This window comes from Paenibacillus sp. 32352 (assembly GCF_002042965.1).
GTDB classification, from domain to species: Bacteria; Bacillota; Bacilli; order Paenibacillales; family NBRC-103111; genus Paenibacillus_S; species Paenibacillus_S vulneris.
In genome coordinates this window covers 275593-289349 of the sequence record NZ_MZNT01000008.1, presented here as the reverse complement: position 1 = coordinate 289349, position 13757 = coordinate 275593, and the positions used below count along the sequence as shown (strand labels likewise).

The following is a 13757-nucleotide window of genomic DNA, read 5'->3' as shown; positions in this document are numbered from 1 at the left end:
CTACTCCTCCGACTTGGAGGCTTGGCCCAATAGGCTCCCCTTCATCGAAATGATGACGGTTTCTATCTCCATGCCGCCCTGCACTTCCTTGAGCCCGGCCTCGCAGCAATAGGCGCACAGCCTCTCGAAAAAGGCGGAATGGCCCCATTCCAGCATCAGGTCCCCTACCATCGCTGCGGTATTTGCATCCAGTATGGTCGCCGCCTGTGCCTGCGTCGCCCCCGCTTCCTCCGCTACCCGCGCCAAAAAGCCGAAATCGACCGGCGCACTCTTGGAGTGCACCATCATGACGCCTTGGGCCACCTTGGAGAATTTGCCCATCATACCGACGAGCGTCACCTTCTCGATCCCCTGCTTCTTGCACTGCGTCAGTGCAAAGCCGATAAAGTCGCCCATCTCGACAAAGGCTTCCTCCGGCAAATCCGGATACATCTCGATGCCGTACTTCTCCGTACGGCCGCCGGTCGAAAGGACGATATGCTTGCAGCCGCATTTGACGGCGACTCGAATCGCCTGCGCCACGCTGGCCTTGTACGCCGCCGTGGAAAAAGGCACCACAATGCCCCGGGTGCCGAGAATCGAGATGCCGCCTACGATGCCGAGACGCCCGTTCAGCGTCTTCTTGGCAATTTCCTCGCCGTCGGGCACAGAGATAACGACTCTGACCCCGCGATGAATGTCATATTCATCCAGAACGGATTCGACCGATTCGCGGATCATCTTGCGGGGGACCGGATTGATCGCCGCCTCCCCTACAGGGACAGGAAGGCCGGGCTTCGTAACCCGACCTACGCCGATGCCTCCATCCAGCTCGATTCCTTCCCCGTCCCGCCACTGAACCTCGGCGATAATCCTTGCTCCATGCGTAGCGTCCGGGTCGTCGCCTCCGTCCTTGATGGTCTCGGCCTCCGCCCGCTCCGCCGTGAACTCGCAGCGAACCATGCTGAACGTCACATCCTGCCCGATAGGCAGCCGTATGGTCGATTCCGTCTGAAGCTGCTGCTCTATCAAAGCCGTTACGGCCGCCTTAGCCGTTGCCGCAGCGCAGGAGCCTGTCGTATACCCATACTTAAGCGGCTTGGAATCCTTCGTATCTTCGCCTTTATCCATAGCCATCGCTCCAGTCTCCTTATCCGAGACGCTCCGCCATCAAGGAAATGGCGTTCACGGCCGCAACCGCTACCGGACTTCCGCCCTTCCGCCCGATATTCGTAATGAACGGAATATCCAGCTTCGCGAGCTCTTCCTTTGATTCCGCCGCCGACACGAAGCCTACCGGCACGCCGATGACCAGACCCGGCTTCGCCTCGCCTTCCTTCACAAGGCGGATCAGCTCCAGAAGTGCCGTCGGTGCGTTGCCGATGGCAAAGATGCCTCCGTCGGCCTCACGAATCGCCTTGCGGATCGAAATGATCGCCCGGGTCGTATTAAGACGCTTCGCCTCTTCCATGACGTCCGGATCGGATATATATACCTTCACGTCGCCGCCGAACTTGGCGATGCGGGGCTTGCTGATGCCGACCTGTACCATTTGCACGTCGGCCACGATCGTTTTCCCTGCACGAATCGCCTGAATGCCCGCCTGTACTGCATCCCGGTGGAACAGCATGCTGCGACCCAGCTCAAAGTCCGCCGACGCATGAATCACCCGCTGCACGACCGAATATTGCTCATCCGTGAAAGGATGCTCCCCGAGCTCCTCGGTAATCATCCGGAAGCTTTGCTCCTCAATTTCTTGCGGTTGTACCGTTAACGGTTTAAACTCCGTTTTAAAATCCATCTCGCTTACGCCTCCTGCAGCAATTCATTTAGTTTATGAATGACTCCGTCAAACTCGCTAAAATAAGTACCATAGTCAACCGAAGGACGGCCGATGACAATCGTCTCAATCCCGAGCTCCAGCGCAGATTCCAGCTTCTCGTCCACCGCTCCGACCTTGCCGCTCTCCTTCGTGATCATCAAGGTAACGTTGTAATGCGTATATAAGGCCTTGTTCAGCTCCTTGGAAAAGGGCCCCTGCATAGCAACAATATTCTTTTGCTCGAGCCCAAGCTCCTCGCATTTCTCCATGTTGTCTCTGCGAGGCAGCATCCGTGCCACCAAGGTGGTATTCGGAAGGCCCAGCAGACGCTTCGCAAAAATATGCAGCGTCTTGCTGCCGGTCGTCAGCATAATGACGCCCTGACGCTGTGCCGCCAGCTCCGCCGCCTGCTCGTAATCATCCGCGAATGTGATCAGCGGATTCTGATCGATGGCGATCCGTCCCCGCTCATAGCGGATATAGGGGACGCCGGCTTCCTGAGAGGCGGCAATCGCATTCTTCGACGCTTCCTCTGCGAACGGATGCGTGGCGTCGACAATCGTGCGGAACCCGCGTTCCCGTACCAAGGCTGCCAGAGCTTCTGCGGTTAGTCTTCCCGTCAGTACAGGGAGACCGGCCTCCTCCATCGACTTGGCGGCGCTGTCCGTAACGACCGTAGTCAAGAGCGGGTACCCTGCCTCCCGAATCTGCAATGCAAGCTCACGCGCATCGCTTGTTCCTGCCATAACCAATATCATGATTTGCGCCTCCATCTGTTAAGATCATGCATTCCGTTTCAGCTGCCCATAGAGCCGGGAGTAATTTCCGCTCCTTAAGATTTGCTTTTCCCCAGCGCAGGCGCTTTCGTATCGTCATGATCATGATGGTGGTGGTCGTGATCATGGTCATGATCATGGTCGTGCCCGTGATGATGATCATGATGATGATCATGCCCATGGTGATGATGCCCATGGTCGTGGTCGTGATCATGATGATGGTGATGATCGATATGCTCCATCGCCGCCAAGCGGTATTGGCACATATCGCAGTTCATTCTGGCCTCGCCCTCTACGGCCTCTAGCGCCCGCTCCCGCAAAATCAGCTGCAAATTCGGATGGAACCCGAAATAATCAGCCAATATAAATTCCTGCTCGGGGTATTTCTCCGAGAATTGAAGCAGCATTTGCTCCATCCGCTTCATCAATACGCCCGTGAACAAGAAATACGGCAGGATAACGACCTTGCGTGCGCCGAGCTTGATACAGCGCTCGATCCCTTCATCCACTAAAGGCGCCGTCACTCCGATAAACGCCGTCTCCACCCATTTGACCTTCAGCTTTTCCCAGAACAGCCGGGATATTTTGAACAAATCGCTGTTGGCGTCCGCATCGCTGCTGCCCCGTCCTACGACAAGCACCGCCGTCTGCTCCCGGTCGGCTTCCGTTGCAGCGCCTGCACCGGCCGCTTCCAACCGCGACGCAAGAATATCCAGCACCTGCTCATGAACCCCGATAGGCCGTCCATAGTTGAACCGAACGGACGGGTAACGCAGCCTCGCTTCGTCAATCGCAGCCGGAATATGTATTTTGGCATGCCCCGCCGAGAATAAAGTGATCGGCACTACCGCAATCTGCGTAGCTCCCTGTTGAACACACTGCTCGATACCCTGTGCGATGGTGGGCCGTTCAAATTCCAGAAAGCACGTCTCCACGATCGGCTGGTCCATCTTCGATGCAATAGAACGGACGAACTCCCGTACCTCCTCATTACCTTCCGCATCCTTACTGCCGTGGCCTACAAACAAAACCGCATTCATCCTGTTCCCTCCCTGTCTTTATTTCCGTATTAATCGCCGCATACCGCGTTTTCAATTTGGAAAACCGGCACCTCTTGGTGACGATAACCTTCTACTTCCTTTACTCTTTTAAAATATTTATGGAATCGCTCATTCGGATGACCATCCGAAATATACCGCTGTACAATCCGTTCGATCATGTCTACCAATTGATCCGGCTCAATACCCTCGGCGACCGGCTGTCCCGGATGCGCATTGCGCCCGACCGTCTTGCCGCCCAGGAACAAATCGAATTTCTCCTTCCGGTATACGATGCCGATATCCTCGTGCACCGCCCCATAACAAGCCATTCCGCACCCGTTCAAGCCGATGCGCAGCTCCTTCGGCACGCTCAAGCCGCCGATCCGCTTCTGCAGCTCCTCGGCGTAAGGAATCGCATCCGCCTTCTCCGCATTGCAAAAGTCGCAAGCTTTAAGCTGCGCTACATCGCCGATCGGCGCCAGAAGGAAGCCTTCCTGCCGCAGCTTCGTCGTAATGTCATCGGGATTCGATGTCGGAACCCGGATAATCATTTGGTGATGGGGCGTGTACTCCATCGTCCCCGTCTCGCCAACGACCTCAGCCAGCGCAAGCATCTGTCTGGCGGTAAAACGCTTCTCGGCGACGCCCGGACTTACCGCAAGCTCGAAGATCGCTTGCTGGCGGAACAATCCCGCCGAGGCAGGCAGGCTGCCCGGCTCCGTGACCACGCCTCGGCTGAGATCGGACAGGCGCAGCGCCTCCATCGCCAGCATAAGCGGCGAGTCGGTACCGGGGCCGCTGCTCCGCTCCTCGCGCTCAGCCACACTGACCGCGCTGGCAGCCAGCACCGCTCCGCCCGTGCTTCCGCCGCCGGCGGAGCTTGCAGGAGCCGTCTCCCTTGCGGTGCGGGCCACGGCTTCCCGGCCGCTTTCCACTTGGCCTTCGCCTTCCCAAGCCCAATCCTCGTCATCCGCATCGACCGCCTCTGCCTCGTCCCACTGCTGCAGCGCCCAAGGCTCCGCCGCTTCCTGCAGCCGTTGGTGCGGCTTAAGCGGCTGTACATCGGCGCCGAGAGTATACTTGCGCTGATAACCGCGCGGGGTGATCATCAGACCGTCGTAGACCGTCGTCGACGCATTGCCGATAATGACCGTCGTCAGCATCCCGATCTCATGATCGAGCATATCGCGCAAAGTTGTCAGCACCACATGCTGACGGTCCCGGTAGGCACTCTTCACGATGCCGACCGGCGTCTCCGGCGAGCGGTATTTCAGCAATATGCGCTGCGTCTCCACAATTTGCCGGGTTCGTCTGCCGCTGCGGGGGTTGTACAGCGCAATGACGAAGTCCGCCTGGGCCGCCGCCTCGACGCGCCGGGCAATCAGCTCCCACGGCGTCAGATGATCGCTTAAGCTTATCGTGCAGGCATCGTGCATGACCGGGGCCCCAAGCAGCGAGGCGGAAGAGTTAATCGCCGATATGCCGGGGATTATCTCGACTTCCACGCCGCCGTCCCGCCTCCAGCCTTTTTCCATCAGCACCTCGTACACCAGTCCGGCCATCCCGTATACACCGGCATCGCCGCTCGAGATAACCGCTACCTTTTTCCCGGACTCCGCTTGCCGAACGGCCTCCTGAGCCCGGCTCACTTCCTCCGTCATCCCTGTCCGTACAATCTCCTGATCGGTGAGAAGTCCACGGATAAGATCCACGTACGTGTTATAGCCGATGATAACTTCACTTTCTTCAATGGCCTCCCGCGCCCGTTTCGTAATATGCTCGAAGCTTCCCGGTCCGAAGCCGATGATAAGCAGTTTTCCCGCCATTCGCCGCACATCCTTTCCTTCCTATATAAATACATCATGATGGTTGCAACTCGAACATGTCTTCCTTACTTTTATGCAGCACAAAAAAGAGCATTCCTACAGAAAGTGTTAGAAATGCTCTTGCAGCCCGCGTTCTCAAGAATTCCAATGACATTACATTCGATATGCCATTACCATTCCTTAAGTAAGCCGATCTCTAACACCTCCCTATCCTCGTAGGTCAACAGTGTTTTGAAATTAGGCAGGTCTCCTGACTTCGAGCTTCGTCATCCGATTCCCTTCCCAGACGCGCTCTATGGCGCTCCAGTGGCAACAACATCGGCATAACAAGCCTTTCTTATGGAAAGGCACTCTTCACAGTGGCGGGACCGTGCCGGCTTTGCACCGGGCTTCCCTTTTAAGCCAAATGAGGCATGATTTCATTCAGCACCTAATTCATCCGTATTTGATTGTCCAGAGTCATCATATCACCCGGAGCGAAGCTTTGTCTATAACTGCGCGCCCTCCCGCCGTTAACGACAAGCCGTTCGATGCCCCGGGAGGTATGGGCCGAAGTTCTTATTTTTTACAGCATACCCATTGAAACAAAACGATAGCTTACGAACAATATAGCCGACTATACAGAAGAGCTGGAATGAGGAAGGTCAGCCGATTTACAACAGCAAAGGTGGAAGGATGCTCTATGAAATACGGGCAGCGAATAGCCAAACTGCGGAGCAAAGGGTACATGACCCAGGAAGAGCTTGCCTATAAAGTAGGAATTACCCGTTCCGCCCTTTCTCATTATGAAAATAATAGGAGAGAGCCGGATTATGAAACCATTCAAAAAATTGCCGATATATTCGGCGTATCGATAGACTATTTGATGGGCCGCACGGATCATCCCGGAAGCTTTGCGGACGGCACGGAGGAATTTATCAGCTATCTTGAGCTTTCGGACGAAGCTATTCTGGACAAATTCATTCTGACTATTGACGGAAGAGAACTCACACTGGAGGAGTCCAAAAGCTTCATCGCTTTCATTCGGTCCGAGCGTTCTCTCCCTGCCGACAAAAATAAGCCATGATGAGGTACGGCTACTTGCTGTACTCCATCATGCCTAGTTCCTTGTACATATATGAAAATAACGGTTTATCGAGGCCTTTGTATTGAGGCTTGATCGGTTCCTTCACGGCTTCTTGAAGAGCCAGCCATTGATCGTACTTGTCTCTGGGGATACCGAGCTGATTCAGGACGGTGTCGATATCCACCGTTTTCTTGTTCTCTTCCATTTGCAACCCACACTCCATCTCGTCTCATAGACTTTCAATGTCTAGTATTATATCGGAGATGTTCAAAAAAAGGTGTCGCATACTGGGAGTGTTTTGGTAAAAAACACCGATCATTTTGTCGAATAAGCTATTCTAAATAAATCTTTATCAACGCGGTTCAACGGCTTATAAAGAGGAAGTTTTCAGCCTTCGGGCCGATTTCTTCACGGCCATACGGCGAATCAGCATACTGGCTGCCACAGGCTCGGGCGCCGTTTCCTGAACTCCATTGATTTTGTCCATAAGCCTTTGGTACATAAAATCCCCCATAAGCTGGGTCAAGCCCTCCCGCAGCTGGATCCTGGGACTCCATCCCCAGCCCTTGGCCGCTTTGTCCCAGGAAACGCAGACATGCAGATGGTCCTCCGGACGCGCCGTTACGAATACGGGCTTTACTTTTTGATTCGTCATCTCATTCATCAGCTCGAACAATTCCAGAATGGACGTTGCCGTTCCCGTGCCTATGTTGTAGGTATCGCTGTTGGACAAGGACAGGGCTTGAACGTTGGCGGAAGCCACATCGGATACATAGACGAAATCCCGGGTCTGAAGGCCTTTCCCTTGAATGATGGCTTTCTCGCCGTTGACGAAGGTTTCCAGAAAGGCCGAGATTACGCCCCCGCTTCCATACCTCTTTTGCCGGCAGCCATACACGTTCGCATACCTTAAAATCGTGTAGTTAAGTCCATACAACGCGCCGTACAGCTTTATGTATTCCTCGGGAGCCAGCTTGGACATTCCTGTGCAGGAGACCGGAGCGCATGGAGCGGCTTCGTCAATCGGCTTAGGCTCATAGGAACCGTAGACCTCTGCGGAGGATCCGTAGACCAGCTTCTTGATCGAAAATTCCTTGCACAGATCCAGCAAATAGATCAATCCGCGCAAATTGGGACTCAGCCCCCGAACGACCATCGCTTCGTTCAAATCGGTTTTCTCCGCCAGATGGATACAGTAATCCGGCTGCTCCAGCTCAAAAATATTTCTTAACTCCGTGCTGGCAACATCCATTCGATACAGCTTGCATGCCGGATGCAGATTCGCTTCCTTCCCTGTGCTCATATTGTCGACTACTACTACATCCAGCCCTGCCTGAATGGCACAGTCCACCGTATGGGACCCTATAAAGCCGACTCCGCCTGTAATTAGTACTTTCATCCTTATCCCTCCACCGATTCGATATTGTCGTTTAAGCGTTCGTTCGGGTGCTTTCCCAAAGTCCTATATCCTTAAGCGCATGATGCGCTTGACCCGTCGAATATTGATACTTTTTTATCAATATAAACAAAAAAAGGCCTCCAGTCAAGAGGTCCCAGAAAAGTTAACCGAAATTAGGTGCCGCCGCCAATTTTAGTAGGAAAGACGGATTGTTCCATGATCCTACGCTCTTGAGCAAAGAACAGGAACTCACATCCTGGTTCTCCAGGGACATCATGACTAGGTCCGATCAGAACACAAGCTCTTCTTGGGCGGCTTTTTATTCACTTGGAAGCTGATCTGTGCGGGAGGATAACGGGAGTTTTATGTAAACCAAAGAGGTAATTTTAGTCATCTACAGGGGCTTACTAGCAGGAAGAACCAGGAGTCGGGGGCAGCGTATCAGGTCCATGAGGACCGAACAATGCAAGCTTGCTCGCATCAATGTTCAACTGCGCCAAGATTCTCAACACATCTACATTCTTCTTCTCCTGCTGCTTGTTGCTGCTGCTCATTCTATTGCACTCCTTCTCTTATTCCGTATATTTACATGAATTTCTCTATCACAGTATGTGGTCTCTTTATTCACTGTATGATACGTAATGTATCTTGTCAAAGGAGATTGTGTCGAATTCCATAAAAAAATGTTTACTTTATTAAATTTTTGGATGACTTTTGTTCACCATCAGTGAAAGTGCATTAGCATGTACGACTTTTATTGGACATACACTTTTAGTAAGATTTAGTGTACCATGAATCATATCGGCTCTAGAGGGGGGAAAATCATTGTGCTGTATGCCGCCGCCTTCATCATCCTGCTCGCACTTGTGTATGCCTTATTCGTTTTGCCGACCCAGTGGCTAAAGGTAGAGCAAATCCGTAACCCAATCGGCCTTAATCTGTCCATACTTCAAATCAGCGACCTCCATGTGGAGCGGCTGCGCATTTCCCCATCTGCCTTATCGAAGCACATCACTCGGCTTAAGCCCGACTACATAGTCATTACAGGCGATTTCACCGAATTGGAATCGCAGCTGCTTCGACTGGACAGCTATCTGCGGATGTTAGAGAAGCATCCCATTCCCACCTTCGCCGTCCTCGGTAATCATGATTACCAGCAGCGCAAGGTCATCCGTCTTATCCGTCTCCTCCGCTACCGGGGCATCCACTTGCTGCGCAATGAGTCGGTCCGTTTGCCCGGATTTCAGCTGATCGGCATCGATGATTATCACACCGGAAAAAGCAACATCCTCCAAGCGTTCCGCATGACCGATACTCAGGTACCACGGGTCATCATCACACACGATCCCAATGTGGTTCTGAGCATCCGCGAAAGCTACGATTACTTAATGGCGGGACATCTTCACGGCAAACAATTCGCCATCCCCTGCTTCTATAAGCTGCGGCCAATGGGCGAGCTGCCTGCGCAGGGCATTTACAAGGGACTGCACAGGAATTCTTACGGGACTTACTATATTTCCAAAGGCATTGGCCAGACCGGCATCAACCTTCGCTTCCTGGTACGAAGCGAGGTCACGATGCATTATTTATAGCTGTTCCTTCATGTCTATGATACATTGATACTAATTGTATCAAAATAGTTACACAAGGAGCATGTTTATCACCCTATAGTACCAAAAAGATGTACAGACCTTAGGACAAACGGACAGGAGAATCGTTGCCGGACAAGCAGGACCTAGGTTTGAAAGTAATAGTTCGGGGTACAATGGTCGTAGGAGTAAAAGGAAGAGTAGCTCGCCAGGACTCTATTCGTGATAGAATGAGATTCCCCCAGGATGAGGTTAACGGACGAAATAAACAACGACCGCTCGGTCTCATCCAATTCATGCTTCACTTCATAATGATAATCCGGACCCATGTACTTCCGTTTTATTCCGCTTCCGCTAAAATGAATGACTCCATCGGATGAAACCAGCTGGAATGACAAAGTCATTTGCCTTGTGACAGGCAGCAGCAGCGAAGAGGTAAAGTGAATCTCGCGTGCGTCCAGGTTCGTTACCTGTACAATCCCATAGTTCGTTTGGACCGGTTTGTTATCCAATTTGCTGATCCACATCCGGCATTCCATGGAACCTAGCATGTTCCGTAATCTATTTTGCTTGCTTCCGATTTGTTTTTCGTTCACATGGCATCTTCCCAACCTTCGTTTTTTTGGGTAAAATAAACGTATTGCGATACATTTTGTACTTTAAAGCGCACAAAGGGGCTGGACCACGGCCTTTTAGTGCAGCCTGGTCATATTAAGTCTGGTAAATGGAATATATTATCATTAACATACGATACATTTTGTATCAATGTCAATAGGACCGAAAGCTTTATAGCGGTCCGGTGACAACGTGCGTGAGACTGCATCAAAAATACCGAATCCATCAACTATGGTCGTATTAACTGGAGGTATATGATATGAAATACGGGGAGCGGATCGCATCACTTCGAGAAAAACATTCCCTGACGCAAGAGGGGCTTTCCAACAAGCTTGGCATTACGAGGGCTTCTCTATCGCATTATGAGAACAACCGGAGAGAGCCGGATTACGACACGATCGTAAGCATCGCCAATTTGTTCAATGTATCGATTGATTATTTAATAGGCAGGACGGACGACCCTCACCGGGTGCTGGATGAGGATGTTCGTGAATTTGTCGATGCTCTGGAACTATCCAACGAGAAAATTATGGAGAAGTTCGCCCTGACCATAGACGGAAAGAAGCTGACACCTGAGGAGGCACGCCGGTTCATTGCGTTTGTAAGGGCTGAAAGATCCATTAACAACGGCTAGTTTTCCTCTATCTGCTGGTGCGGCGGCAGGCTGCAGATCAAATCCCCCCGTAAAGTGATGCCTTGGCTTCGAAGCGGATTCAGGCGCTTTGCGGGAGGCCCCCGACATTTCTGTAAAGTCAAAAAAATCACCCTGTCTTATGCGGCAGAGTGATTTTTTTGTTACGTTATTTGTTTGTCAGGTCGACTTGTGGAGCGCCGTACTTGTCGAACCAGCCTTTGATCGTATCGAAATCCTTGGAGAAGGCCAGACTCACGAGCAGCATAATACGTGCGTGCTGCGGGTTCAGGTTATCTCCGGCAATCACTCCCTTGCCTCCGGAATAAATGCTTCCGGAACCGGTACGTGTAGTCGTAACGAAGATGACGCCCTTCTCGTCAATCGCCTTTTGCCTCGCCTCGCTCATCGCCTTGGATATGCCGCCCGCTCCCGTTCCAGCTGTGACGATTCCTTCGGCTCCTCCTTCGACAAAGCCTTTGATCGCCTCTCCTCCTGCTCCCTGATATGATACGGCGATTTCTACCTTCGGCAAATCCTCCTTCTTGATTCTCTTTAGATCAAATGGCGTCGCCCATTCCTCCGTCGGTTTAAAGCTCCTTGCCGGTGCGCGGTAAATACGGATGTTGTTCTCGTCAATAAATCCGAACATGCCGAGCTGGGGTGACTCGAACGTATCGGTCCGGTAATCGTTGGTTTTCGTTACCTCCCTGGCCGCATGAATCGTGTCATTCAGCATAATCACCGTGCCGAAATATTTGGTTTTCCCGCTGCCTGCCAGCTTAATCGCATTGTACAGGTTAGCCTGCGCATCGCTTCCAATGACCGTCCACGGTCTCATGGAGCCGGTAACGATGACCGGTTTGGGGCTTTGCACCGTCAAGTCGAGGAAATAGGCGATTTCCTCCATCGTATCCGTCCCCGTCGTCACTACAACTCCATCCTGCTCCTTCAGCGCTTCGTCGACCTGCAAGGACAAGTCGAACAGATCCTGCATGGAGTACGCGGAAGATCCGGAATTACCGAACTGAGAGGTCGTGACCTCCGCTATTTTCTCTTTATTCGGGAGCGCGTCGACCATATCCTGGATCAGCAAGCTCCCTGCTTTATAATTCTGAAAGCTCGTTTCATCCTGCGATTTGCCCGATATAGTCCCTCCCGTTCCGATGACCTTTACCTTCGGAAGCTTGACGGCTTGGGTTTGGGCATCACTCTCGGCAGCGAGCACCTTCGGGGACAACGGGACTACCGCAACGGCAGAGAGCAGGGACGACAACAACAATCCCGAAGATAAACAGACCTTGACCATCATAGAACCGGATTTGAGCATCATAAGCAAATTCCTCCCACAGCTGTTATTATGTAATAAAACATTACATATATGTAACGTTTATGAGAGTTATCTTAATTTAATGTTAGATAATATTACAAACACTGAACATATCCAATAAATCGCATACATTTTATGTTTACGGGCTTTGCAGCGTATTTTCACTGCTATGCTCATGTTTGCATTTTCATTAATGGAAGCTGAACATACCGCAAATAAAAGTGTATCTACGCTATGTCGTTTCCAAAGCCTTCCCTTATAATGGAATTGTAGGTCATGCAAGGAAGGGAGCGTGCCCCATTGGGACGCAAAATCAAGCTCGCATTCATATCCGGTTTCACTCTGGCCGCGGCAGTTCTACCAGGATGCACGATGCCTCCAGAGACTCCCCTTCGAGCAAAGCAGGCAAGCGAAGCTCCAAGCGGCAGCCCTGCCGCTTCCCTGCCCACAGCGAACCAAGGGGAAAATATGACTATAGCGAAGGAGGCCGCTGAGCCGGACACTCTTATTCTGAATGCTTCCGTGCTGCAAGATATTCGAAGCAAGGTGAAATCAAACCAAGCGGCGGACTTTCAGGCCGCACTCAACCAATTGCGCAAGGAAGCGGATCTCGCCCTGAAGACCGGGCCGTTCTCCGTTGTCCATAAGCAGAGCACGCCGCCGAGCGGGGACAAGCACGATTATATGAGTATGGCTCCTTACTGGTGGCCTGACCCCGGCAAGCCGGATGGCAGACCCTATATCCAGAAGGACGGCCAAACGAATCCCGAGCGGGCAACCAACCGATATGATGCAACCCGCCTTGGGAATATGGCTTCCGCCGTGGAAACGTTGGCGCTTGCTTATTATTTGACCGGCCATGAGCCTTACGGCGAAAAGGCAGCTATGCTGCTGCGAGTCTGGTTCCTGGACGCGGAGACGCGCATGAACCCGAATATGAACTTCGGGCAAAGCGTGCCCGGACGAACGGATGGACGCAAGGAGGGCGTGCTCGATTCACGGCATTTTCTGACGACCTCCGATGCCGCCGCCCTGCTGGCGGGCTCGCCGAATTGGCCTGACAAGGATATGGCCGCTTACAAAAGCTGGGTCAAGGAATATACAGGATGGCTTAAGGTAAACAAGCTGGCGCTCGAGGAAAAAGCGGCCAAAAACAATCACGGGACGTGGTATGACGCGATTTATACGGGGCTTACGCTCTTTATCGGGGAAAAGGATGCCGCGGCTGCGTATTTACGTGAAACGGTGCCCAAACGAGTCGCCGCGCAAATACAGCCGGACGGCAGTATGCCTCTGGAAATGAGCAGAACCCGTTCCTTTCACTACCCTGTATTTAATCTGGAAGCCTTCTCTATGCTTGCCTTGTACGGGAGTAAAGTCGGGTTCGATGCATGGAATTACCAAACAACGGATGGAAAAAGCATTCATCAGGCTTATCAATTCCTGGTGCCTTATTTTAACGGAAAACCATGGGAGCGTGAACAAATCAAAGCGGAGAATGAATCCGAATTCGCTTTCTATTTGCGCGAAGCGGCGGTTGTATACAAGGATCCATCGTATGCGGACGCAGCGGACAAGACACTCGGGACCTCCAGGAACAGTTCACGGACGAACCTCATTGCCACGAAGCCGGTGTTTAAGTAAGCTGGAACATAACAGCATGTCCAGACAGCGTCCTGCCCAA

The 13757-nt window shown here is 52.3% G+C and carries 14 protein-coding genes and 1 riboswitch; of the genes, 4 read left to right on the top strand and 10 right to left on the bottom strand.

Annotated features, from left to right (window positions below; translation table 11 throughout):
• The 5 genes from B1728_RS20095 to cobJ form a co-directional block, all read right to left on the bottom strand.
• The gene (locus B1728_RS20095) at positions 1-1110 is read right to left on the bottom strand and encodes a cobalt-precorrin-5B (C(1))-methyltransferase (RefSeq protein ID WP_144027946.1); all 1110 of its coding nucleotides are present in this window, start codon (positions 1108-1110) and stop codon (positions 1-3) included.
• 19 nt (positions 1111-1129) lie between these two features.
• Positions 1130-1780 carry a precorrin-8X methylmutase gene (locus B1728_RS20090; RefSeq protein WP_079912176.1) on the bottom strand — a complete coding sequence of 217 codons (651 nt, stop codon included), beginning with the start codon at positions 1778-1780 and terminating at the stop codon, positions 1130-1132.
• Between the two features lie 5 nt (positions 1781-1785).
• Entirely contained in the window at positions 1786-2559 is a 774-nt protein-coding gene (gene cobK, locus B1728_RS20085) for a precorrin-6A reductase (protein WP_079912175.1), read from the bottom strand.
• Between the two features lie 74 nt (positions 2560-2633).
• Positions 2634-3617, bottom strand: a complete 984-nt coding sequence (locus B1728_RS20080; protein ID WP_079912174.1) for a sirohydrochlorin chelatase — start codon at positions 3615-3617, stop codon at positions 2634-2636.
• A 29-nt stretch (positions 3618-3646) separates the two neighbouring features.
• Positions 3647-5443 carry a precorrin-3B C(17)-methyltransferase gene (cobJ, locus tag B1728_RS20075; RefSeq protein ID WP_079912173.1) on the bottom strand — a complete coding sequence of 599 codons (1797 nt, stop codon included), beginning with the start codon at positions 5441-5443 and terminating at the stop codon, positions 3647-3649.
• 223 nt (positions 5444-5666) lie between these two features.
• Positions 5667-5892, bottom strand: a riboswitch (cobalamin riboswitch).
• 233 nt (positions 5893-6125) lie between these two features.
• Here cobJ and B1728_RS20070 point away from each other — a divergent pair.
• On the top strand, positions 6126-6509 hold the full coding sequence (locus B1728_RS20070; RefSeq protein ID WP_079912172.1) for a helix-turn-helix domain-containing protein: 384 nt from the start codon (positions 6126-6128) through the stop codon (positions 6507-6509).
• A gap of 10 nt (positions 6510-6519) precedes the next feature.
• Here the strand turns inward: B1728_RS20070 and B1728_RS20065 are convergent, their stop codons facing one another.
• From B1728_RS20065 to B1728_RS36360, 3 genes are all read right to left on the bottom strand, one after another.
• The gene (locus tag B1728_RS20065) at positions 6520-6714 is read right to left on the bottom strand and encodes a hypothetical protein (protein ID WP_079912171.1); all 195 of its coding nucleotides are present in this window, start codon (positions 6712-6714) and stop codon (positions 6520-6522) included.
• A gap of 165 nt (positions 6715-6879) precedes the next feature.
• Positions 6880-7908 (bottom strand): NAD-dependent epimerase/dehydratase family protein, encoded by a 1029-nt coding sequence (locus B1728_RS20060; RefSeq protein WP_079912170.1) that lies wholly within the window; start codon positions 7906-7908, stop codon positions 6880-6882.
• Between the two features lie 407 nt (positions 7909-8315).
• Positions 8316-8462: a hypothetical protein gene (locus B1728_RS36360; protein WP_179136106.1), complete on the bottom strand. Its 147-nt coding sequence runs from the start codon at positions 8460-8462 to the stop codon at positions 8316-8318.
• A 237-nt stretch (positions 8463-8699) separates the two neighbouring features.
• On the opposite strand from B1728_RS36360, the gene B1728_RS20055 reads away from it, so the two are divergent.
• Positions 8700-9500, top strand: a complete 801-nt coding sequence (locus B1728_RS20055) for a metallophosphoesterase (protein WP_079912169.1) — start codon at positions 8700-8702, stop codon at positions 9498-9500.
• Positions 9501-9643: 143 nt separating this feature from the next.
• Here B1728_RS20055 and B1728_RS20050 read toward each other — a convergent pair whose 3' ends face one another.
• On the bottom strand, positions 9644-10093 hold the full coding sequence (locus B1728_RS20050; protein ID WP_079912168.1) for a hypothetical protein: 450 nt from the start codon (positions 10091-10093) through the stop codon (positions 9644-9646).
• Between the two features lie 278 nt (positions 10094-10371).
• Between B1728_RS20050 and B1728_RS20045 the strand changes: the two genes are divergently transcribed.
• A complete protein-coding gene (locus tag B1728_RS20045) occupies positions 10372-10746 on the top strand; it encodes a helix-turn-helix domain-containing protein (protein ID WP_079912167.1) in 375 nt (124 codons plus the stop codon).
• A 166-nt stretch (positions 10747-10912) separates the two neighbouring features.
• Here the strand turns inward: B1728_RS20045 and B1728_RS20040 are convergent, their stop codons facing one another.
• A complete protein-coding gene (locus B1728_RS20040; RefSeq protein ID WP_079912281.1) occupies positions 10913-12073 on the bottom strand; it encodes an asparaginase in 1161 nt (386 codons plus the stop codon).
• 300 nt (positions 12074-12373) lie between these two features.
• Here B1728_RS20040 and B1728_RS20035 point away from each other — a divergent pair, with 300 nt between their 5' ends.
• The gene (locus B1728_RS20035) at positions 12374-13717 is read left to right on the top strand and encodes an alginate lyase family protein (RefSeq protein WP_179136105.1); all 1344 of its coding nucleotides are present in this window, start codon (positions 12374-12376) and stop codon (positions 13715-13717) included.
• Positions 13718-13757: the final 40 nt, after the last annotated feature.